The 21,448-nt window shown below is 43.9% G+C and carries 24 protein-coding genes; 8 read left to right on the plus strand and 16 right to left on the minus strand.

From position 1 onward, the window contains the following. Positions 1-76: 76 nt before the first annotated feature. The 11 genes from ACP7BU_RS01860 to ACP7BU_RS01910 form a co-directional block, all read right to left on the minus strand. Positions 77-1,042, minus strand: a complete 966-nt coding sequence (locus ACP7BU_RS01860; RefSeq protein ID WP_219309643.1) for a 2-hydroxyacid dehydrogenase — start codon at positions 1,040-1,042, stop codon at positions 77-79. Between the two features lie 22 nt (positions 1,043-1,064). Beyond that, the gene (locus ACP7BU_RS01865; protein WP_219309645.1) at positions 1,065-1,709 is read right to left on the minus strand and encodes a hypothetical protein; all 645 of its coding nucleotides are present in this window, start codon (positions 1,707-1,709) and stop codon (positions 1,065-1,067) included. Between the two features lie 204 nt (positions 1,710-1,913). Then, on the minus strand, positions 1,914-3,803 hold the full coding sequence (locus tag ACP7BU_RS01870; RefSeq protein WP_004729955.1) for a M48 family metalloprotease: 1,890 nt from the start codon (positions 3,801-3,803) through the stop codon (positions 1,914-1,916). Positions 3,804-3,892: 89 nt separating this feature from the next. Then, a complete protein-coding gene (purF, locus tag ACP7BU_RS01875) occupies positions 3,893-5,428 on the minus strand; it encodes an amidophosphoribosyltransferase (RefSeq protein ID WP_180038885.1) in 1,536 nt (511 codons plus the stop codon). A 24-nt stretch (positions 5,429-5,452) separates the two neighbouring features. Continuing rightward, complete coding sequence (locus ACP7BU_RS01880; RefSeq protein WP_005246742.1) at positions 5,453-6,034, minus strand: CvpA family protein; 582 nt, start codon at positions 6,032-6,034, stop codon at positions 5,453-5,455. A 5-nt stretch (positions 6,035-6,039) separates the two neighbouring features. After that, complete coding sequence (locus ACP7BU_RS01885) at positions 6,040-7,041, minus strand: quinone-dependent dihydroorotate dehydrogenase (RefSeq protein ID WP_219309651.1); 1,002 nt, start codon at positions 7,039-7,041, stop codon at positions 6,040-6,042. A gap of 90 nt (positions 7,042-7,131) precedes the next feature. Continuing rightward, positions 7,132-7,611, minus strand: coding sequence for a type II secretion system protein GspM (gene gspM / locus ACP7BU_RS01890; protein ID WP_425878049.1), 480 nt, complete (start codon positions 7,609-7,611; stop codon positions 7,132-7,134). After that, positions 7,611-8,750: a type II secretion system protein GspL gene (gene gspL / locus ACP7BU_RS01895; protein WP_425878047.1), complete on the minus strand. Its 1,140-nt coding sequence runs from the start codon at positions 8,748-8,750 to the stop codon at positions 7,611-7,613. The genes gspM and gspL overlap by 1 nt, the downstream gene beginning before the upstream one ends. 30 nt (positions 8,751-8,780) lie before the next feature. Then, positions 8,781-9,236: a phosphoglycerate mutase family protein gene (locus ACP7BU_RS01900; RefSeq protein ID WP_005246746.1), complete on the minus strand. Its 456-nt coding sequence runs from the start codon at positions 9,234-9,236 to the stop codon at positions 8,781-8,783. 76 nt (positions 9,237-9,312) lie between these two features. Beyond that, positions 9,313-10,386 (minus strand): NAD(P)H-dependent glycerol-3-phosphate dehydrogenase, encoded by a 1,074-nt coding sequence (locus ACP7BU_RS01905; protein WP_253100218.1) that lies wholly within the window; start codon positions 10,384-10,386, stop codon positions 9,313-9,315. Between the two features lie 33 nt (positions 10,387-10,419). Continuing rightward, entirely contained in the window at positions 10,420-11,001 is a 582-nt protein-coding gene (locus ACP7BU_RS01910) for a nitroreductase family protein (RefSeq protein ID WP_044112675.1), read from the minus strand. 259 nt (positions 11,002-11,260) lie between these two features. Here ACP7BU_RS01910 and ACP7BU_RS01915 point away from each other — a divergent pair, with 259 nt between their 5' ends. Next, positions 11,261-11,641, plus strand: a complete 381-nt coding sequence (locus ACP7BU_RS01915) for a hypothetical protein (RefSeq protein ID WP_004646604.1) — start codon at positions 11,261-11,263, stop codon at positions 11,639-11,641. Between the two features lie 60 nt (positions 11,642-11,701). On the opposite strand, the gene rhlB is transcribed toward ACP7BU_RS01915, so the two are convergent. Further along, positions 11,702-12,853 carry an ATP-dependent RNA helicase RhlB gene (rhlB, locus tag ACP7BU_RS01920; protein WP_004280098.1) on the minus strand — a complete coding sequence of 384 codons (1,152 nt, stop codon included), beginning with the start codon at positions 12,851-12,853 and terminating at the stop codon, positions 11,702-11,704. A 101-nt stretch (positions 12,854-12,954) separates the two neighbouring features. Further along, a complete protein-coding gene (locus ACP7BU_RS01925) occupies positions 12,955-13,170 on the minus strand; it encodes a cold-shock protein (protein ID WP_004280099.1) in 216 nt (71 codons plus the stop codon). Positions 13,171-13,552: 382 nt separating this feature from the next. Between ACP7BU_RS01925 and ACP7BU_RS01930 the strand changes: the two genes are divergently transcribed. The 5 genes from ACP7BU_RS01930 (at position 13,553) to ACP7BU_RS01950 (ending at position 16,307) form a co-directional block, all read left to right on the plus strand. Continuing rightward, positions 13,553-13,786 carry a sulfurtransferase TusA family protein gene (locus ACP7BU_RS01930; protein WP_004280100.1) on the plus strand — a complete coding sequence of 78 codons (234 nt, stop codon included), beginning with the start codon at positions 13,553-13,555 and terminating at the stop codon, positions 13,784-13,786. Positions 13,787-13,922: 136 nt separating this feature from the next. Beyond that, on the plus strand, positions 13,923-14,792 hold the full coding sequence (gene rpoH, locus ACP7BU_RS01935) for an RNA polymerase sigma factor RpoH (protein WP_004280101.1): 870 nt from the start codon (positions 13,923-13,925) through the stop codon (positions 14,790-14,792). A gap of 119 nt (positions 14,793-14,911) precedes the next feature. Beyond that, entirely contained in the window at positions 14,912-15,277 is a 366-nt protein-coding gene (locus tag ACP7BU_RS01940; protein ID WP_004280103.1) for a DUF423 domain-containing protein, read from the plus strand. Between the two features lie 35 nt (positions 15,278-15,312). Continuing rightward, complete coding sequence (gene thiS, locus ACP7BU_RS01945; RefSeq protein WP_004280105.1) at positions 15,313-15,510, plus strand: sulfur carrier protein ThiS; 198 nt, start codon at positions 15,313-15,315, stop codon at positions 15,508-15,510. A 14-nt stretch (positions 15,511-15,524) separates the two neighbouring features. Continuing rightward, complete coding sequence (locus ACP7BU_RS01950) at positions 15,525-16,307, plus strand: thiazole synthase (protein ID WP_004646601.1); 783 nt, start codon at positions 15,525-15,527, stop codon at positions 16,305-16,307. Positions 16,308-16,361: 54 nt separating this feature from the next. Here the strand turns inward: ACP7BU_RS01950 and ACP7BU_RS01955 are convergent, their stop codons facing one another. Next, positions 16,362-16,973 carry a glutathione binding-like protein gene (locus ACP7BU_RS01955; protein ID WP_425878041.1) on the minus strand — a complete coding sequence of 204 codons (612 nt, stop codon included), beginning with the start codon at positions 16,971-16,973 and terminating at the stop codon, positions 16,362-16,364. Between the two features lie 217 nt (positions 16,974-17,190). Here ACP7BU_RS01955 and ACP7BU_RS01960 point away from each other — a divergent pair, with 217 nt between their 5' ends. After that, positions 17,191-18,636, plus strand: a complete 1,446-nt coding sequence (locus ACP7BU_RS01960; RefSeq protein ID WP_425878039.1) for a SulP family inorganic anion transporter — start codon at positions 17,191-17,193, stop codon at positions 18,634-18,636. Between the two features lie 151 nt (positions 18,637-18,787). Further along, positions 18,788-19,504 (plus strand): tRNA (guanosine(46)-N7)-methyltransferase TrmB, encoded by a 717-nt coding sequence (gene trmB / locus ACP7BU_RS01965; protein ID WP_004729978.1) that lies wholly within the window; start codon positions 18,788-18,790, stop codon positions 19,502-19,504. Positions 19,505-19,732: 228 nt separating this feature from the next. Here trmB and ACP7BU_RS01970 read toward each other — a convergent pair whose 3' ends face one another. Both ACP7BU_RS01970 and ACP7BU_RS01975 read right to left on the minus strand, forming a co-directional pair. Next, on the minus strand, positions 19,733-20,509 hold the full coding sequence (locus tag ACP7BU_RS01970) for a Rossmann-like and DUF2520 domain-containing protein (protein ID WP_253137758.1): 777 nt from the start codon (positions 20,507-20,509) through the stop codon (positions 19,733-19,735). An 83-nt stretch (positions 20,510-20,592) separates the two neighbouring features. After that, positions 20,593-21,390 carry a thioesterase family protein gene (locus tag ACP7BU_RS01975; protein WP_004280113.1) on the minus strand — a complete coding sequence of 266 codons (798 nt, stop codon included), beginning with the start codon at positions 21,388-21,390 and terminating at the stop codon, positions 20,593-20,595. Between the last annotated feature and the right edge of the window lie 58 nt (positions 21,391-21,448).

Below are 21,448 nucleotides of genomic sequence, written 5' to 3' on the forward strand. Positions count from 1 at the left end.
ATAGCATTGAACAATGAGCAGAGACGCAAGAAAATGTTATTTTTTAATACCATTTAAACGACGAATCAGATGCATTTTAAAATTCCGGATTGACCACATAACGGGGCACTCGTCCTTCCAAGGCATCAACAAGATTCTGATAAGCCAGTTCTGCCATTTTTTTACGGGTGGCTGCAGTGGCCGAACCCACATGTGGCAATGTAACCACATTATCCAACTGGAATAATTCCGATTCCTTTAACGGCTCTTTCTGATACACATCCAGACCGGCAGCAAAAACCTGCTTGGCTTTTAAAGCTGAAGTTAATGCCTGTTCATCAATGACCGAGCCACGTGAAATATTGACCAATACTGCATGGGATTGCATTTTAGCCAATTCCGCTGTCGCAATCAGCGCCTTAGAATCCGCATTCAAATCTACTGCAACGACCACAAAGTCAGAACGCTGTAACAGTTCCTCAAGCTGGCAATATTTCGCATTCAACCCTTGAGCAAGTTCTGGTTTTTCCCGACGATTATGATACAGAATATTCATATTAAAACCGTAAAAACCACGACGTGCGATTGCAGCTCCAATATGACCGAGACCAATAATTCCGAGGGTTTTTCCAAAAATATCCATACCAAATTGTGCTTCGCCCACGGTACGCTGCCATTGTCCCTGCTTGGTCCATTGATCCAGGTAAGCCACTTTGCGTGCTGCTGACATCAGTAAAGTAAAAGCCAGGTCAGCAGTGGTTTCAGTCAGTACATGCGGCGTATGACTGAGATAAATTTTCTTTTCATTTAAATAATCCAGTTCATAGTTGTCATAACCGACACTGACACTGGAGATAATTTTTAACCGGGTGGCACTGGCCAGATTATCGCGATTCAACAAGCGCCCTGCGCCAATCATGCCATCAGCATCCTGAACCTGCTGCAAAAGCTGTTGATTCACATCGCCTAGCTTCGGTTGTATATAACTCACCTGATAATTTTGTTCCAGCTTGTTTTGAATATCAGTATCAATTTGACTAAATACAACCACTTTTTGTTTCATCTATTTTTATTCCACAGCAAGATTATTCCAGACTGGCAGTCCTATTTTGCATAAACTGCCATAAACGTTTTTTTAGAATCGGCTGATCCAGCATTTCTTGTAAAGATGCCAACTGGATCATTTTCGTATTTGATATATGCGCTGCAGGCCCGAGGAAAATAATATTTTTCTCTGCACTCATTCCATCCAGAAAACCCTGAATATAGGATTCTACACCACGTCCATCCTGAACATTGGCCCAGGGAAATGGCCAGTTCAGCTCATGAAACTCACCTGGGACTGCACGCTGGATATTGCCCCATAAATTCTGGGTGTCTTCGGTCATTGCAGTTGCATCAATCACGATACTGCAATGTGCCAGACTTAAAGCCTGCAAACTGAATGGCGGGATTTGTACGATTTCACGCTGTTCCTGAACAGGTACAATGTGAGTCGGTGCCGCAGGTGGTGTATCAACCTTAAGCGTAACAATTGGCTCTGGCTCAGGAATCGGTAGATCAGCCAACGCCTCTACGGAAGCAGGCTGTGGTAAGACGATATCGGTGTGAAATTCAGGTGCAGCCTGATCACGCCAGATCGAAACCTGGTGCGGCTGACATGCGCTGTCCCTAGGAATCCAGAGATCGATTCCTAATGTTGCCAGTATGTCACGCTGATGCCCAATCATCTTTTCATCATCACCAATTTCAGGCTGAACATTTTAGCCGGATTGCCTGTGCTTTGCCGAACTTTTTCAGCTTTTCTTTTTTATCCTGATGGATTCTAGTACAAAGTTTAGCTGTCTGCTAAAAACCGTGCTTTTAATACACAATTAAACCATTCCTGCTGTTATAACAGATTCCGGCTAAAGCTGCGCGTTCTCATTTATTTTCTACAGAATGGTTAAACTGTTCTTCTTTAACATTTGCTGAACGACCTGTTCTGCCTCAAAACCCAAGCGCCAATACAACAGCTCCATCACGTCCAACTCATCCTGTGTCACGATACGATCACTCCACAAACAGGCCTCTGCAATACCTAAAATACTGAGGCGATCACGCAATAACAGCCCCGCAATATCATTCAGGATTTCTGCTAGATCAATCGGCTCATCAGAAATTTCATTATATAAGTCCAGTTCCTGAGCGGTCAGAATCCGGTTTAAAATCCGCTCCCGCACCTCAAGCTGGTTGCCGCTATTAATCTGCTGTACATGCAGCAAGGCGTCGATCAAACGCACAATCTGTGGCTTGACCTCATCGAGTGCTGTAGGCGTATGTGCAGGAAGCAAATTCAGTTCGTATTTCACACATTCCAGTAATAATGCATCCAACAGGCCAATTTCGCCATCTTCCTGAATAATCCGTGCCAGCTTCATCAAAAACTGGCGTGCAACAGTTGTCGGCATGCCACCAATATTGTTACAAGCTTGCTGGAAAATCGAGATATGCACCCGCCCGTCCAGATTGAGCAATGAATCTACAATGGCACGGCTAACTTCAGCCTCAGTCGGAATAAATTCACGATATTGACGGATCATTAAAATGGCGACCATCACTTCACGAGAACCAGTTGCGGTTTGTAATGCACGCTCAATCAGTTCCGGACGTGGCATCTTGAGCCGAAGTTCCGGATTCAGTGGTTTGATCGCATCTTTAATCGCAAAACTGATCGGAGACAGCCGCAATAATGGCAAAGGCTGTGGCGAGCTCCAGCTCATTGCAGTTTCAGGCACCACTTCTTCTAAAGAACGGAACAAACTAAACAAAGGCTGATTTTTGAGTTTTTTCAGATTCTCAAGCTGTAAGTCCTGAATCAAGGCAGGATTTAATTCATAAATCCGCTGATTGATATGGGGATGAATATTCAGCCAGTTTTGTGGGCTCAAGGAATTGGCAAAGCACATATGTGAAATGGATTCAGCATATTCACTATAAATCTGGGAGCCGGAATGATGCACATGAATTCTGAGTAAAGTCTGAATATTGGCATCATTTTGAATCAGGCGTCGGGTCTTTCGATCATTTTTATAGGTCCGACCACCGAGTGAAATATATTTAATGAAACGGGAAATCAAAACACCCAAACTACCAATCAGCCAGATCACCGCGCCCACTGAAACATAGAAAGTTTCGAACTTGTTTTCACGAGGACTACCCGCTCGATAAAAACCGGACTTGGCAATCTTACTGCCACACTGACTAAACGTAGTTAAACTGCTATACAGAATTTTCAAACGGGTATTTTCCGCAGCTTCACCAGACAGGATTTTATTGAATTCATGGCTGAGCAAGCCATACAGCTCGACTTTATCCAGTGTTTGTATCGCACCCCAAGTCAGGATAATTGCGGTATCCCGCGGACTAAACCCTGCCGTCAATGCATTGACACCAACTTCATCGGGCAGCACATATACCGCCGGAACGTCAATCAGAAAAGTCTCTGACAGTTGCTGGTTAATGTGCAGTGCAGCACTTTCTTCTGGAATACTGTCCATCGGACTCAACCGACGTGCACCCAACTGCTTCGCCAGCGAATAACCGCCATTCCGAAAAATATAGAATTCATAGATGACCGAGATCATCATGGCACATAACAACAAAGCAATCAGATAAGGACTTAGCGCATGCCAGAAGATTGACTGGCTAGGATCAGTATAAAAAACAAAGAGACCAACAACGGTATTAATAATAAAAATAGTCAACAGAATTGCAATCAGGCAAAAACTTACAGGCAGTACTATATTTTTGTTTTTTATAAAATCGTATCCTACGTTTCGCAATGCAGAACCCTAAAATGATGATTTTCAATGGGTTCATCATAAAACAAAAAAGCGGGAAATTCCCGCTTTTTCATGATGATTTTAAATGTTTAAACTTCGCGTACGCCAGTCAAATCCACTGAGGCTGCATCAATATTGACATCAATATAATTGCTTTCTTTCATGGCACTGTCACTACGTTTTTGCTGAAGATCATCCAGATATTGCGCATCAATACCGCCCGAAACATAGATGCCATCAAACACTGAACAATCAAAGTCTTTGACATCCGGTACTTTGGTGGTTCTTACCGCATCTTTCAAATCTTCCAGATCCTGGAAAATCAGACGGTCAGCACCAATAATTTCACGGATTTCTTCCACGCTACGTTCCGATGCAATCAATTCTGATTTTGCTGGCATATCAATACCGTAAACGTTTGGATATTTCACCATCGGTGCTGCAGAAGCGAAGAATACTTTTTTCGCGCCAGAATCACGAGCCATCTGGATAATTTCATTACAGGTCGTACCACGGACAATCGAGTCATCCACCAACAGTACGTTTTTACCTTTAAACTCAAGCTCAACCGGGTTCAGTTTTTGACGTACCGATTTTTTACGCAGCTGCTGACCAGGCATAATGAAGGTCCGGCCGATATAACGGTTTTTCATGAAACCTTCACGGAATTTCACGCCCAACATATTGGCAAGTTCTAGCGCTGAAGTACGTGAAGTATCCGGAATCGGAATCACCACATCAATATCATGCTCTTCACCCCACTCACGCAGAATTTTTTGCGCCAGCTTCTCACCCATTTTCAAACGTGCTTTATACACCGAGATTCCATCAATGATGGCATCTGGACGGGCAAAATAAACATATTCAAAAATACAAGGACGGTATTCAGCATTCACTGCACATTGCTTGGTGAAGAAGTTACCTTCTAAATCAATAAATACCGCTTCACCAGGCAAAATATCACGCTCAACTTTAAAGCCCAGCGCAGTAATCGCAACCGACTCAGAAGCAATGATATACTCCATACCCTGTTCAGTTTCACGCGAACCGTAGATCAATGGACGAATACCATTTGGATCACGGAAGCCTACCAGACCCTGACCGGTAATCATCGCCACCACGCCATAAGCACCTTTACAACGCTCATGCACACGCGTCACCGCATGGAAAATATCTTCCGACGTAGGTACCAGTTTGCCATGTTTTTGCAATTCATGCGCAAACACGTTTAACAGGACTTCCGAATCAGAATCGGTGTTCATATGACGCAAGTCAGTTTTGAACAGGTCATCATGAATTTCTTCAGCATTGGTCAGGTTACCATTATGTGCCAAGGTAATCCCGTACGGCGAGTTCACATAAAACGGCTGTGCTTCAGCACTGCTCGATGAACCGGCTGTTGGATAACGCACATGACCAATACCGTAATTTCCTTTCAAAGCACGCATATGACGGGTATGGAATACATCACGCACCATACCATTGTCTTTGCGCAGGAATAAACGTCCTTCATCACATGTCACGATCCCAGCTGCATCTTGTCCACGATGTTGCAACATCGTTAATGCATCAAACAACATTTGGTTAACGGGTGATTTACCAGCTATACCAACTACTCCACACATAGCAACCTCGCAGACAAGCTAGGATTAATAAAAAGGATTATTTGTAGACTCATCTGCAGCTCCAGACTTGGACGATGTTTCAGATGATGAAGCTGAAGGTTTCGATGTCCCTTCAGGCTTGATATGTTGTAGTGCGCCATTCGCGGCTTCTTTCGACATTTGAGTCGCCCAAGGTGCATAAGGCAATAAGGCTTGAATAAACTTGGACTGTTTCCAATGAGGTGAGCTTTCTACCCACGGGCCAATTCCCTGCATGGTAATCAGAACAATCAGCAAACCTTTCAGGCTACCAAAGACACCACCCGCCAGACGGTTGAGAGGGCCCAGTTTAAGACTCTTTAAAATACGGTTCAACAGTGCAGTAACGATCCAGGTCAGAACTACAATCAGCAGGACGATAAAAGCGAAGGCCGCAATCTTTTGTACGACTGGATCTGTACTCAGAGCAACCATAGACGGCGCAAGTAGCGTTGAATATTTTGCCGCAACAATCAGGGCAAAGATCCATCCCACTAAGTTCGCAAAGGCTTTAATAAATCCTTGACGCAAACCGTTGAGCCCTCCAATGAGCAAGATAATCAGTAGAAAGATATCAATGGCATTCATAGGATTTAAAGTGCGTCTACACAATCTTTTACAAGTTTAGGTCCAGTATAGATGAGGCCACTATAAACTTGTACAAGGCTGGCGCCTGCCTGTTTCTTGGCAGCAGCATCTGCACCTGAAAGAATACCACCCACACCAATCAATGGAATTTGTCCTTTTAATACCGCAGCAAATGTAGCCAGACATGCGGTACTTTTCTCAAATACTGGCGCGCCAGACAAACCACCTGCTTCCTCTGCATGCTCCAGACCCTCTACACCTTCACGTGACAGTGTGGTATTGGTCACGATCAGGCCATCAATCTTGAATTGCAATAATTGCTTGGCAATAAAGGCAATATCGCTGTTATCCAGATCAGGCGCCACTTTCAGTACCAAAGGTACATAATGCTGGTATTCCTGAGCCAATTCAAGCTGACGCTTCTTCAGTGTTTCCAGCAGTTCGGTGAGTGCATCACCACTTTGCAGGCTGCGCAGGTTTTTGGTATTGGGAGAAGAAATGTTGACGGTAATATAAGAAGCATAATTATAGACTTTTTCTAAACAGATGAGGTAATCATCTACTGCTTTTTCTACCGGAGTATCAGCGTTTTTACCGATATTAATACCGAGAATGCCTTTAAATTTGGCCGCTTTGACATTTTCAACCAGCTGATCCACGCCATCATTGTTAAAGCCCATACGGTTAATAATGGCTTTGACCTGTGGCAAACGAAATAAACGCGGATGAGGATTGCCGGCTTGCGGTCTCGGGGTAATGGTACCAATTTCAATAAAACCAAAACCTTGACCGGCAAGGGCGTCAATATAGGCACCATTTTTGTCCAAACCTGCCGCAAGACCTACCGGATTGGGAAATTCGATTCCCATACAGGTCACAGGTTTCGCAGCAACATTTTGACGCATCAAGCCCATTTTATGGGATGATTTCAATAGTGATAATGTCAGCTCATGTGCACGCTCTGGTGCTAAAGAAAACAACAAAGGGCGGGCTAGAGAATACAACATATCCAGAAAAGTCTACTGCTTTTTAAGTCGGCATATTATAGGCATAGGCTGACAAAAAAACCATGCTTTGCAAATCTTTATTTTTACCGTTTATTGTATGGTCGCCGTTAATTTAATCTGTCCTGCCTCATTATTTAGTTCCATTTTCTCGATACTTAGCCCCATTTGTGCCAGCTGAGTCAGGAAATTTGCCAGTACTGCATAATTTTCATGCATGACCGCCAATTGAATTTTTCCTTCCATTTGCTGGGAAGCCACCGACAATCCTTGCTGCTGTGCGACTCGCTGTACTTTCTCCGCTGCATCCAGTTGGGTGTCCCCAGCCGGTTTCATGGTTACTGCATTACTTTGCATCCAAACAATGGTATCTTTCAGCTGATTTAAGCGTTTTTGCTGGGTATCTGCCGCCTGATGCATATACCAGAGTGCAGAACCGACTGCCGCCACAATCACAAAAACAGTGGTAAAAATTACCATTACCCGTTCACGTACCGACAAGCTGTCCAGATAATCACTCAGTGTTTCAAAAGACTGATCCATACGATTTTGTAGCGCTTCAAGGCCTTTCATTATTGAATCCTCACCAGTCCGATCGCAGCTGTTCCGCTGGCCTGAATATTCCCCAGCTCCACCTTAAAACCTTGCTGGCTCAATTGCGTGGTCAGTGCATTTAACGTTTCTGATGAATTAGCCTTAAGCTCCATACTTAGCACAGAAGTATCATAATTTACCCGTTGTGCCACAATCTGATTTTGCATCAAGACAGGCCCCACCCGACTAATCAGCTGTAATGCATGCGTATCTGCAATCTGGCTTTGACGCAACTGCCCTTCAAACTGACTTTTGATATTCTGCTCAGTGACCGGATAATTTTGTCCAAACCAGTATTTAAACTGGTCAATGGCTTGCGCGGCAGTCTGATTCGCCACTTTTTTATATTGATACCAGCGCACAGCATCATAACTAAACTGCAATACCAAAATACCCAGAAAAACTGCCGCGCAGGCTTTCCAGTAACCGGAAATAGCACCATCAGATTTTGCTTTAGGCAATATATTAAACGGATGCTGTTTTGGTTTTTTCAGTACAGGAATACCATATTGGAAAGACTCCAGTTGCTCCTGAGTGATGAGTGCTTCAAGACTACGCAACTGCTCCTGATTCAGGTTGCTCACCTTATAGCTGAGGTCCTTGGACTGATAATCCAGATAAAGGCTTAGATCATCTAGCGACTGACCGATATATTCCGACTCGCGCACCAGCAAACGCCCACCAATTTGAGCAATCACACGATGATTGGCATCAGGAACCGGCAGCACTAAAAAGTCCGGCAACAAAGCTGCTAGCTTGACCGGGATCAGGCTTAAAGCATGTTGCAAGGTCTCAAGCGTAGAATTCGCAATTCCCATAATGCTGATCTGATCCGGCTGTTGAAAATGATGCAGCACTTTCATGGCATCTACCGGCAGCACCACATATTCTTCGAGCAAATATTTAATGCCATCATTGCCCATTTTCTTATATTGGCTCTTGGGCAAGGTCTGCTGCAAAATTTGCACATGACGGCTCGGGAAAAATACCATCGCCTCTTCGCCATGATGAGCCTGTATATCCTGAATCAGCTGTTCTAATGTGTCCGCAGTGTTCCAGAATTCCCCAGTTGACCATTGCCAAACCCCATTGGCTTCAGGCATCCATAAATACAACATTGATTGTGTTCTGCCGTTTTAATTAATTTTTTATAGTGTAGGACTAAAGCTTTTTATCTGTGTGGATAAGCCAGGGGCAATCACCGCCTGATCATAAATACGTGCTTCTGCCAATGCATAAGGTTGAAAAGATTCAGCCAGCAGAATGGAAGACATATGTGCCACCACATTCATATGGCATACCACTGCAATCGACTCATAAGGCAGTTGCGACAACCATTCCACTGCGACTTTGGCATCATCATCCGGTTTGATGGTATTACAGATCACCACCGGCACATCTTTAAAATACTGCTGCAAATGTGCCAGAGTTTCCTGCGCACGCAATAACGGACTGACCACAAAGACTTCAGGCTTAATCAGATCCTTTAAGAACTGTGAAGTCTGCTCAGCCTGTTGATGACCACGCTCCGTTAAAGGTCGCTTGGTGTCATTACCATTGACCGGTGGTGCGGCCTCGCCATGTCGAACTAAAGTCAGTTGCATTTGATTTCCTTATATTCTTTTGCCTGCATGTTAACTAGCTGATATGACAATTCGCAGACAGTCCCTGTGTTATAGATCAGACTTGATGATGTGGCAAGACAAATTCAACATCACTGCGATGACCATTTTTCATCAATGACAAGGCAATATTGAGTGGCGGCGCACCTTCAAAAATCACATCATACAAGGCCGAAGTAATCGGCATATACACATCGAGTTCTTCCGAACGTGCCTTGACCTGCAAAATGGTATTAATCCCTTCTGCCGTTTGACCCAGTTCAGTTGTTGCCTGCTCCAAAGTCTTACCCTTGCCAAGTGCGTAACCCACCTGATAATTACGACTGAGCGGACTGCTACAGGTTGCGAACAAATCACCCACACCTGAAAGCCCAAGAAAGGTCAGCGGATTTGCACCGAGTTTTACTGCAAAACGGCTCATTTCGGCCAAAGCACGGGTCAGGATCATACTCTTGGTATTTTCACCCACGTTATACGCAGCAGCCATGCCCATCGCGACAGCATAGATATTTTTTAATGCGCCCCCGAGTTCTACCCCATGCACATCATCACTGGCGAATACGCGGAACAAGGCACTATGTAGGGCTTGTTGTACGGCATAACGCACCAGCTCGGACTGGCTGGCAATCACGGTTCCTGCCGGCTGTCCTGCCACAATTTCCTTGGCCAGATTCGGTCCTGATAACACACCATAAGGCACTTCAGGCAACACTTCACGAATAATATCGCTCATGAAACTAAAGGTTTTGGCTTCAATACCCTTGGTCAGCGAGATCACGGCTTGCGACGTAATAAAAGGTTTGATTTGCTGCAAGACATCCCGAAAGGAATGACTCGGAATAGCGACTAAAATAATATCGCGATCACGCACAGCCTGTTCCAGATCTGACACCGCTAGCAGATTTTCTTCTAACTTAAAATCTGGCAAATAGCGTTTATTAATATGCGTGGCATTAATATCTGCCGCAACTGCTTCGTCACGAATCCAGATCATGGTATTGCAACCATTACGCACTGCAGTATTGGCCATTGCAGTACCAAAACTGCCCCCACCCAATACTGTGACTCTTAAAGCTGTCTTATGATCAACTGCAACTGGTTCTACCAGTTTTGAGAAATTTAATTCTGACATCTTATTTTTTAATATCCTGTTATACCCTGCAAACTAGCTGTTCTGGTTCCAATAACTGACAAAATCACCGGTTTGAATCTCTGCGCGTGCTGGAATTGCTTTTGCTGCAGTGCCAATATAAATAATACCTGAGACCAGATCATCTTTTGAAATTCCCAATGCCTGCTTAAACAGGCCAGACTCGACTACAGCACCGCTACGCCACATGGTCGAGAAACCCTGAACCTGAAGTGACAACAGAAAATTCTGAATGGCTGCGCCTGAACTAAGGATTTGTTCAAAATGCGGAACTTTAGGATGATCCTGCAAACGCGTTAAGGCAAGCACCAATAAGGGCGCACGAAATGGATGATTCTTGACCCGCTCAATCTGCGCTGTTTCAGTTTCACCCAAATCGACGAGCGCCTGCGACAGCAACCCTCCAAAAGCTTCACGCTGATTATCTGGAACCACCACAAATGTGGTCGGCTTGAGCCGATGATGATCGGGTGCAGTTAATGCCGCTTGAAAGGCTCTTTCCAGTTGTTCTGCATTGGGTGCGGGTGCCAGCAGATGACCAATCGATTGCCGTTGGTGAATATTTTGATGAACGATGTCAATCGCAGATTCCGTCATTGCCTTGTATATCTACACTTAAAAAACCATACTCAAGATTAGCATATTCAAAGAAAAATACGCTAGAAACTTCATAGCGATTCAGCACGCTCATCACAATTTGAAGATAAAGTTGCTTGGTTTTTCAATCCTGTGCTGCTCTATTTTTCACCTAACTCACATAGAGCTATACCAAAAATTGCCAAACCTATACAACAGCTACAAAATCTGCGCTGCTTGCTGTGTTGAAATATTCAGCATCGTATTTACTTGAGATTTCATGATGAAAAAAACAATCGCTTTCAGCGGATTAGCTATTTCCGCATTACTGCTTACTGCCTGTGCATCAAATCCAACTGCATTGGCAGTGCAAAAGGAAAATAACCAGTATGAAGTGACCGGATTAGGTAAAAATCAACTGACTTCGAAAAACAACGCGATTACTGCGGCCAATAAAGCCTGTGGCTCTCGATCAACCCCAATTATTGTAGATGAAAAGACAGCTTATAACGGCGCTTTAAAAGGCGTGGTCGATGAACAAACAGGTCAGATGATTCAGGCAGCAGCTACTGTCCTTGGCAATATCGCAGGTACCAATACTGGTTTAAACCAGAATGATGATTATCAGACGGTGCTTACATTCCGCTGTCAGGCCAAATAAGCCTTAAACCACAGCGCAATAAAAAACCGCTCTTCAAGAGCGGTTTTTCTATGATCTGGATTAACAATAACCTTCCAGACGGGTCAAAGGCAATTTTTGCCCAATGGCTTTTTCAATTTCTGGCAGATAGAACGCATCATCTTCTGCAAGGAAACTGATACTCACACCACTAGTTCCCGCACGACCGGTACGGCCAATACGATGCACATAATCATCCGACTGTTCCGGCAAGGTGAAGTTCACCACATGCGATACACCATCAACATGAATGCCACGACCTGCCACATCCGTTGCAATCATAATGTTATGTTTACCATTTTTGAACTGATCCAGCATTTTCAGACGTTTGTCCTGAGCGATCTCGCCAGACAGCATCACTACTTTATAGCCATCACGTTTTAAATGATCATAAAGTTTGCGCACCTGATCACGACGGTTGGCAAAAATCATGACTTTTTCAATCGGCTCATCACGCAGGATTTCTTGCAACAATTTATATTTGTCCGCCTTAGCGACCATATAAACCCGCTGCTCGACATCGGCATTGGTTTTCTTTTCCGGTTCAATTTCAACTGTGACCGGTTCAAACAACCATTGCTGCGCAAGATTCAATACATCGTAACTAAAAGTAGCAGAGAACATCAGAGTCTGACGTTGTTCTTTACGCGGCGAGAAACGTACAATGCGCTTTACTGAAGGAATAAAACCCATATCCAATAGGCGGTCAGCTTCATCAATGACCAAAAATTCAATCTGATCCAGCCAGACTTCTTTTTGTTCTACAAAATCAATCAGACGACCCGGTGTTGCCACCATAATATCGACAGGCGCTTTATTAAGCTGGTTCTTTTGCTTGTCAAAATCCACACCACCCAGCAAGGTCACCACATTGAGACCAGCATATTTCGCCAGATCCTGTGCATCGCTTTCGATCTGTAACGCCAGTTCACGGGTCGGTGCCAAAATCAGCGCACGTGGCTCACCACGATAGCGTTGTTCCTGAATCGGATTATTTAAGAGATCATTCATGATACTAATTAAAAAGGCAGCAGTTTTGCCTGTACCTGTCTGTGCACGGCCAATGGCATCATGTCCTGCCAGCGTGAATTTCAAAACCTTCTGCTGGATAGGCGTCATGGTGGTAAAGCCTAAAGCATCAATCGCTTTTTTTAGATTGGGATGTAAATTTAAGGTTTCAAAACCAGATGACATAAAGCGGTGCTCTAATTGGGTAATCACTAAGATAGGGATAGTATAAACAAAAAACGCCCCAAGTTATATTGGAGCGTTTTCTTTTTAGCTTAATCCGAAGATTAGTCTAATGGTTGAACTTCTTCAGCTTGAAAGCCTTTTTGGCCTTTAACAACACTGAATTCAACACGTTGGCCGTCACGAAGTGAACGGTGACCGTCACCTTGGATAGCACGGAAATGAACGAATACGTCATCGCCGCCATTACGTTGAATAAAGCCGAAGCCTTTAGTATCGTTAAACCACTTAACTACGCCTTGTTCGCGAGCAGCTGTCATAAGTTAATCCTCATTGAAACTAAAAGAAGGACCACCCGGTGTTGCAAACAGCAGAGCAAACAAGTTTGAAAATATTATTTTTAAGCTTGTAATCATTCTGTAAAACTATCAACAAAATCCCGGTTACATCCATTTATGTAATAGGGTGAAAAACAATCACTTTGTTTATTCAAAGTCCCAAATACGCAACGAGCTTAACATGGGTTTATCACAATTAATAGATTTTTTTTAGCATGTTCTGTTTGATTTAGTTATTTTTTTCATGAAAATTGTCAAAAGACTTTATAAAGTCATTTAGATCTTCTTTTTCTGAAACCAGTTTGGTTCTGGCATCATATTTGCTACTATTTATAGCCTTTTCTGCTATCTAAATAAAACCGCAATGTCCGAATATCCAGCGCAATTCAGCCTTATAGACGCTATGGGAAAACCGTGCCCGATGCCGCTATTAATGTTAAAGCGCGCACTAAAGGCCGGAAATCAGAAAACATTCCTGCTGAAATCATCTGATCCGCATAGCCAGACAGATGTCAGCCGCTATTGTCAGCTGCATCAGCTCAAGCTTGAATTTAAAAAAATTTCTGATACAGAGTTTCACTACTTAATTGAATCTTAAAAATTTTCAATTAAACTGTTGATCTTCACTTTCGTATACTTTTTTACATTTCTCTACCCAAATATCCATTATTTGCGGAGAGATTGGATTAAGATAAAACCTAGTTTAGGGTTATCCCGCACTTCAAGGAGAACACATGAGTGACAGCCGCAATCAGTTGATGCCCCTGTCATTATCGGCGCCAGGTGTCAACCTCGGTGCTTATATCAGCACTGTCAATCAGATTCCGATTTTAACGGCCGAACAAGAAAAAGAGTTGGCTGAACGCTATTACTATGACCAAGATTTAGATGCAGCGAAAATGCTGGTCATGTCGCACTTGCGTTTTGTAGTACATATTGCGCGTAGTTATGCCGGTTATGGTCTGCCACAAGGTGACCTGATTCAGGAAGGCAACTTGGGTCTGATGAAAGCTGTAAAACGTTTTGACCCGAATATGGGCGTACGTTTAGTGTCATTTGCCGTGCACTGGATCAAGGCGGAAATTCACGAATACGTGATCCGTAACTGGCGTATTGTGAAAATCGCCACTACTAAAGCGCAACGTAAACTGTTCTTTAATCTGCGCAGCCTGAAGAAATCATCGAAAAAGTTGACGCTCGCAGAAGCACAGTCTATTGCCAATGATTTAAATGTCACACCAGAACAAGTACTGGAAATGGAAGGCCGTCTGACGGCGTATGATGCGGCTTTTGATGCATCAAGCGATGACGATGATGAAGGTTCCACCCATGTGGCACCAGCGTTATATCTTGAAGATAATCGTTATGACCCGGCTCGTCTGATTGAAAATGAAGACTATGAGGAGCAAAGCACCTCTGCCCTGCATGAAGCCATGGATCAGCTAGATGATCGTTCACGTAATATCTTGCAGCGTCGCTGGCTAGATGACGAGAAATCGACCCTGCATGAGCTTGCAGCCGAATATAATGTTTCTGCGGAACGTATTCGTCAGCTGGAAAAAAATGCCATGGAAAAAATTAAAGTGGCGATGTCATCCAATTAACACCAAATTCTGTTACTGATTTACCTCGAAAAAGCCTTCTTTGATGAAGGCTTTTTTATGTCCGCATTTTGAATTTATGCTAAGGTTGAGCGCAAACTTTATCAGGAAGATCAATTCAAATGTGGATTGCGATTTCAGCACTTAATTTGGCACTTGCAGTCATGCTCGGTGCTTTTGGTGCACATGGTTTAAAAGCGCGGGCGACTGAAGCACAGCTCGGCTGGTGGCAAACGGCAACGGATTATTTTTTCTATCATGCCTTAGGACTACTGATTCTTTCTTTACTGGCGAAAGTCATCCCTGCATTGCCCATTCAATGGAGCTTCGGTCTGATTCAGGTCGGCATTTTACTGTTTTCTGGCTCACTGTATATCATGGCCTTAGGATTACCCCGCGGTTTAGGTGCTATTACGCCCATCGGCGGGGCTTTAATGATTGCCGGATGGTTAATTCTGGCCTGGAATGCTTTAAAATACGCCAGATAAGTTTGAACAACACTTAATCATGGAGGGTTGCTAGAATGATGATTTACATCAATGGCGAACAACAGGAAACTCACTGCAAGAATCTGCTGGAACTGATTCAGAGTATGGCGCTTGAGGGTAAGCGTTTTGCAGTTGAAGTCAATGAAATGATTATTCCTAAAAGCAGATTGGGCGATACGCCAATTTGCGATACAGACAAAATAGAAATTATTCACGCGGTCGGTGGCGGCTAATACTCGGGACAATTATGCAAGATTTATTACAGATTGGTTCACGCCAATTCCAGTCACGCCTTTTGGTAGGCACGGGCAAATACAAAGATTTAAATGAAACTCAGCAGGCCATTGAAACCAGTGGTGCAGAGATTGTCACTGTCGCTATTCGCCGTGTCAATATTGGCCAAGATCCTGACCAGCCGAACCTGCTGTCAGTCATTCCTCCGGAAAAATATACCATTTTGCCGAATACCGCAGGTTGCTTCGATGCAAATAGTGCCGTCCGCACCTGTATGCTGGCGCGTGAGTTGCTCGATGGCCACAATCTGGTCAAACTTGAAGTTTTAGGTGATGAAAAAACGCTTTATCCAAACGTGACTGAAACATTGAAAGCCGCTCGCACCTTGATTGACGATGGCTTTGAGATCATGGTTTATACCTCGGATGATCCGATCGTGGCGCAAGAGCTGGAAAGCATGGGCTGTGTCGCGATTATGCCACTGGGTAGCCTGATTGGTTCTGGTCTGGGCATTCTGAATCCACACACCCTGTCAATCATCAAGGAAAATGCCAAAGTCCCGGTTCTGGTCGATGCCGGTGTCGGTACAGCCAGTGATGCTGCGATTGCGATGGAACTGGGCTGTGACGGCGTACTCATGAATACAGCGATTGCGGCAGCGCAAAATCCGGTCTTGATGGCATCTGCGATGAAAAAAGCCGTTGAAGCAGGCCGAGAAGCTTTTCTTGCAGGCCGTATGCCGCGCAAGCGTATGGCCAATGCCAGCTCGCCGGAAACCGGCTATTTCTTTAAATAAATTTTCATCAACAAAAATAAAGGACTCAATTGAGTCCTTTATTTTTTCCAGTAATTAAGGAATCAGACCTTCATCACGCATGGTAATCTGTACAGACTGACGTTCTGCCACCTTATTACGGATATGAATAATATTTTTATATGGACTCAGATCATGCTCAATCTGGTTCGACCAGTTGGTCAAGACAAACAGATAAGCATCCGCAGGGCCAAAGTTATCATCCACCAGATAATCATTGTCCGATTCACCGATAGCTTTATCGATATAACTCAATAGACGATCAATCTCCGCATAGGCTTTTTTCTTTTCATCGTCGGATAACTTGCCACCGAAGAACACCGCATAGGCATCATGTAGTTCAGAGTTCAGATAACCTAACCATTCCAGCACTTTGGCACGTCCCATGCCCGATGGTGGGATCAAATCTTGTTTTGGATCGTGTTGAGCAAGAAACGGTAGAATTGCAACATTTTCTGTCAGGATCAGACCAGGGTTAATTTCTAACGCTGGTACATAGCCTTTAGGATTAACTTCGTAATAATCCGTACCTTTTTCTGTTTTATGTGTTTTTAAATCAACACGTTCCAAATCAAAATCGACATTAATTTCATTTAAAATAATATGTGCTGCTAGTGAGCAGGCACCTGGTGAATAGTAAAGCTTCATTTCTGATCCTTGTTATACACTTCTCAATGTTTTAAATCGCTTCTGACAAACTTTCAAGTGATCAAACCTGTAAATTGCAAAAAAGCGTAACTGTGATCTCAAGACAGTTACTCATTCAATATTCAGGATATTCCGGGCTTTTGCAAGTCAATCTTGTGTAGATTTTTATCTCTATCTGTTTAACATACACAGGTTTTCCAAATTTAGATGATATTTCGTGATTAGCCTGAAAAAAGAAGAATGGTTTTCCAATATCCGCACAGATGTACTGGCAGGTCTGGTGGTGGGACTTGCCCTGATTCCTGAATCAATTGCCTTCTCTGCCATTGCCGGTGTTGATCCGCAAGTCGGTTTGTATGCCTCTTTCTGCATTGCAGTATCCATTGCCTTTTTTGGCGGCCGTCCTGCCATGATCTCTGCGGCTACAGGTGCTATGGCGCTTTTGATGATTACCTTGGTAAAAGAACATGGTCTGCAATATCTGTTGGCTGCCACAATTCTGACCGGTATCATTCAGGTCATTGCCGGTTATTTTAAAGTCGCTAAATTAATGCGCTTTGTATCGCAGGCGGTGGTATACGGATTTTTGAATGCCTTGGCGATCCTGATATTTGTGGCACAAATCCCGGAAATTAACCGGATGGATAGCACCGGTTATCTGTTTATTGCGATTGGTCTGGCAATTATTTATCTGTTTCCGTATATCCCGAAAATTGGCAAAGCCATTCCCTCACCTTTAATCTGTATTATCGTATTAAGCGGGTTGGCGCTGTTGTTAAGTGTAGATATGCGTACCGTGAGCGATCTTGGACAATTCCCGGATACTTTGCCAGTATTCCTGATTCCAGAAATTCCACTCAATCTGGAAACCTTGCAAATTATCCTGCCTTATTCCTTTACCTTGGCGACTGTCGGTTTGCTGGAAAGCATGATGACCACTACGGTCATTGATGAAGTGACCGGAACTGAAGGTGACCGTCATCAGGAATGTCGTGGTCAGGGTATGGCCAATATTGTCAGCGGCTTTATGGGCGGGATGGCCGGTTGTGCCATGATCGGCCAGTCAATTATCAATGTGTCTTCAGGGGCACGTACCCGTTTATCGACTCTGGTCGCTGGCGTGTTTCTGCTGTGTCTCGTGGTTTTTTTGAAAGACTGGCTGGCTTATATCCCAATGGCAGCTCTGGTTGCGATCATGATTATGGTGGCATTTACCACCTTTCAATGGGGAGCAATCAAGCAATTCAGCAAACATCCGCTAGAATTTAATACCGTGATGATTGCCGTGATTATTGTCGTGCTTGCCACTCATAATCTGGCGCTTGGTGTATTTGTCGGCGTATTGCTCTCTGCCCTGTTCTTTATTAATAAACTGGAAAGAACTATACATGTCTATACGTATTTAAATACGGTCAATTCACGTAGCTATATTATTTCCGGACAGATATTCTTCAGCAGTACAGAAAAATTCTATCAGTTCTTTGATTTTAAGGAAAAGCTTGAGCATGTCGAACTGGATTTAACCCACGCGCATATCTGGGATGTGACCTCAGTGAACATGTTGAATAATGTGATCCAGAAATTTAAAGCCCAAAATATAGACGTAACAGTGATCGGTTTAAATGAAGCCAGCAGTACACTGATTGACCGGTTTAGTAGCTGATGAACGGTGATTAATAAAAGAGCCTCAATTGGCTCTTTTATTTTATCTGGAAGATCTCGCCAATTTTTATGGAGAAATACCGAGAAAAGTTTGACTTGCTCGGCTCAGGACTTAAAATACCGCATTCTGAATTTTTAGATTTGCCAAAGTTATGTCGAACGATCAATTAGACCAGCAAGTCGTTGAGCTGGAAAACTTAAGCGAGCACCGTGAAATCGTGACGTTTATGCGCCGCTCAATGCCGTTAAACACCTCTCAACGTACTGCGCTTGAACAATATGGTCACTTAATTTTGGAATATCCAGTGGGTGATTTGCGTCAGCACTTTGAACATCCAGAGCGCCCTTTGACTGTAGAAATCGGTTTTGGGATGGGCCGTTCACTGGTATTGATGGCCAAAGCCAATCCTGAGCGTAACTTTGTCGGGATTGAAGTGCATGTACCGGGTATTGCGCAATGCATTTACGAAGCAGGTGTTGAAGGCCTAACGAATTTACGTGTACTGGATGCAGATGCAATTCAGGTATTACGTGAAATGCCAGACAACAGTATCAATACTGTGCAATTGTACTTCCCTGATCCATGGCAGAAAAAGCGTCATTTTAAACGCCGTTTTGTTTCGCATGACCGTATGCCACTGGTGGAGCAAAAGCTGGAGCTTGGCGGAACTTTCCATGCTGCAACGGACTGGGAACCGTATGCAGAGTGGATGATTGAAGTATTGGAAGAACGTCCACGACTGGAAAATCTGGCGGGCAAAGGCAACAGCTACCCTCGTCCAGAATGGCGTCCGCAAACCAAGTTTGAACGTCGCGGGATTGAAGCCGGTCACAAGATTAATGATTTTATCTTCAAGAAAATTTCTTAATCCAAGATTCAAAAAAAGCGCTGATTAATCAGCGCTTTTTTATGGGAGAAATTTTGCAATCCACTTATATATAAAGACAAATGCACCCGAAATAACACTTAAGAAGAAAAATAGATTTTCATCTTTATACTATTTCCATGTTTTATTATTTTTTCTTTTCATTTTTCACCAAAATTAAAGAGGAAAAAGAATTGAGTATTTTATTTTAGACTAAAAAATCCGGCTCTTTTATTTTCGATGACGTTCTAGGATTTGCTGGCTCAACAACTGATAGACATTTTGCAAATCTTCCCGCTGCATATTAGCTAACATCTGCTGATGCATATTCAAGATATTCTGATCACCACGCATCGCTGGGCCGGTCTGCATTTGTTTGGGATCATTCTGCGTGGCTTTACTGGCGGTTTCCAGCATCAAGGGATACAACAAACTAAAATCGACCTGTTGTGCATCAACCACCTGCTTGCCCATGTCATAACAATAATTGGCAAAGTTACAGGCAAATACCGCTGCAAGATGCAAACTGAGACGTTGACTAGAATTATAAGTATAAACACGATTGCTTAGGCTATTTGCCAGTTCTAATAACAGGATTTGGTCCTGTTCATTCTCCGCCTCAATAAATAGTGGCGTCTGCTGCCAATCAATCTGGCGTTCCAGACTAAAGGTCTGCAAAGGATAAAATACGCCTGCACGCACATGCACATTTTTCAGTAAATCGAGATGGGTACTGCCAGAGGTATGTACGATCAGGTTCTGCTGCAAATGCGGATGAATCCGTTCAATGACGCTGGCAATCGACTGATCACTGACCGCGATAATGACCAGATCCACCTCATGACTCAGCTGTTCAGGTCGAGCGATGGCCTGAGCGTTGAATTGCTCAGCCAGTTGCTGTGATTTTTCTAGGGTTCGACTGTAGATCTGTACGATCTCATGTTGTGCTGAAAATACACGGGCAAGATGATATGCCACTCGCCCTGCCCCAATCATACTGATCCGCATCTTGTGCTGTTCCTGACTCATTGCGCACAGCATGCCAATAAATACAGATTGAGGCAATTGGCCTTGATGTTTTTGAATAGGCTTTAGAACTTTCGCAGGGTCAGAATCTGTTCACTTCGGCCAAAAGGTCCATGAACATCATGCAGAATCCCGCTAGTCAGACCGATACCATCTTCACCATATTGCTGCACCACTTCCAGTCCCAGCCATTTACCCTGCGGCAGACGGTGCATATGAATCTGCAGGTCCAGATTCGGAAATCCCCAACCGGAATTCGGGTCCTGACGTGGCACAATGCCATTGGCCGTATCGACCATACCGAGCAAACGACTAAAGTCTGTCGTCGGTTGACCTTCTACCATGTCCAGCGAATTTCTTAGCCAGACAATGCCCTTGCCTGCACGATGGTCAGCATGTGCCCGGGTTTCAATACTCTGGATATAACCGCCCGGCCAGCAGCGCATACCCTCCCAAACCGGTAAATATTCTGGACTTTCGATCGGAAAATCTTCCACTCCAGCAATGGCCGTGGTATTTGAAGTTAGCATTCTCCACGCGCGTGCCACGATACAGGTTTTACCATTGGCACACATTTCAGCTTCAACCAGTTCAATGGTTTTACCCGGACGGATCATGCGTGTGGTAATCGAAAATTCACCAAAGGCTATCAGGCCAAAAATATCCAGCCCGACCCGACCAATACGCATGTCAGCACGTGGCTGAAACTGTTCCAGTTCGACGCATAGAATACCGGTGGCTGGCGCCATGTGCTGCTCATGCGGATTCCACGCACCTTGTGCATGAATATTAGAACGGTAATAAGCCGTAGTACTGCCATCTGCATGCTGTTCGCGCTGAATAAAACTGTAATATGCCGACATTGTTTTAATACTTCCCTGAATATTCTCTTAAACTTTAGAATTTGCAAAAAGTTCTTTG

Source organism: Acinetobacter sp. 40AMC3-4 (assembly GCF_049898185.1).
GTDB lineage: Bacteria > Pseudomonadota > Gammaproteobacteria > Pseudomonadales > Moraxellaceae > Acinetobacter.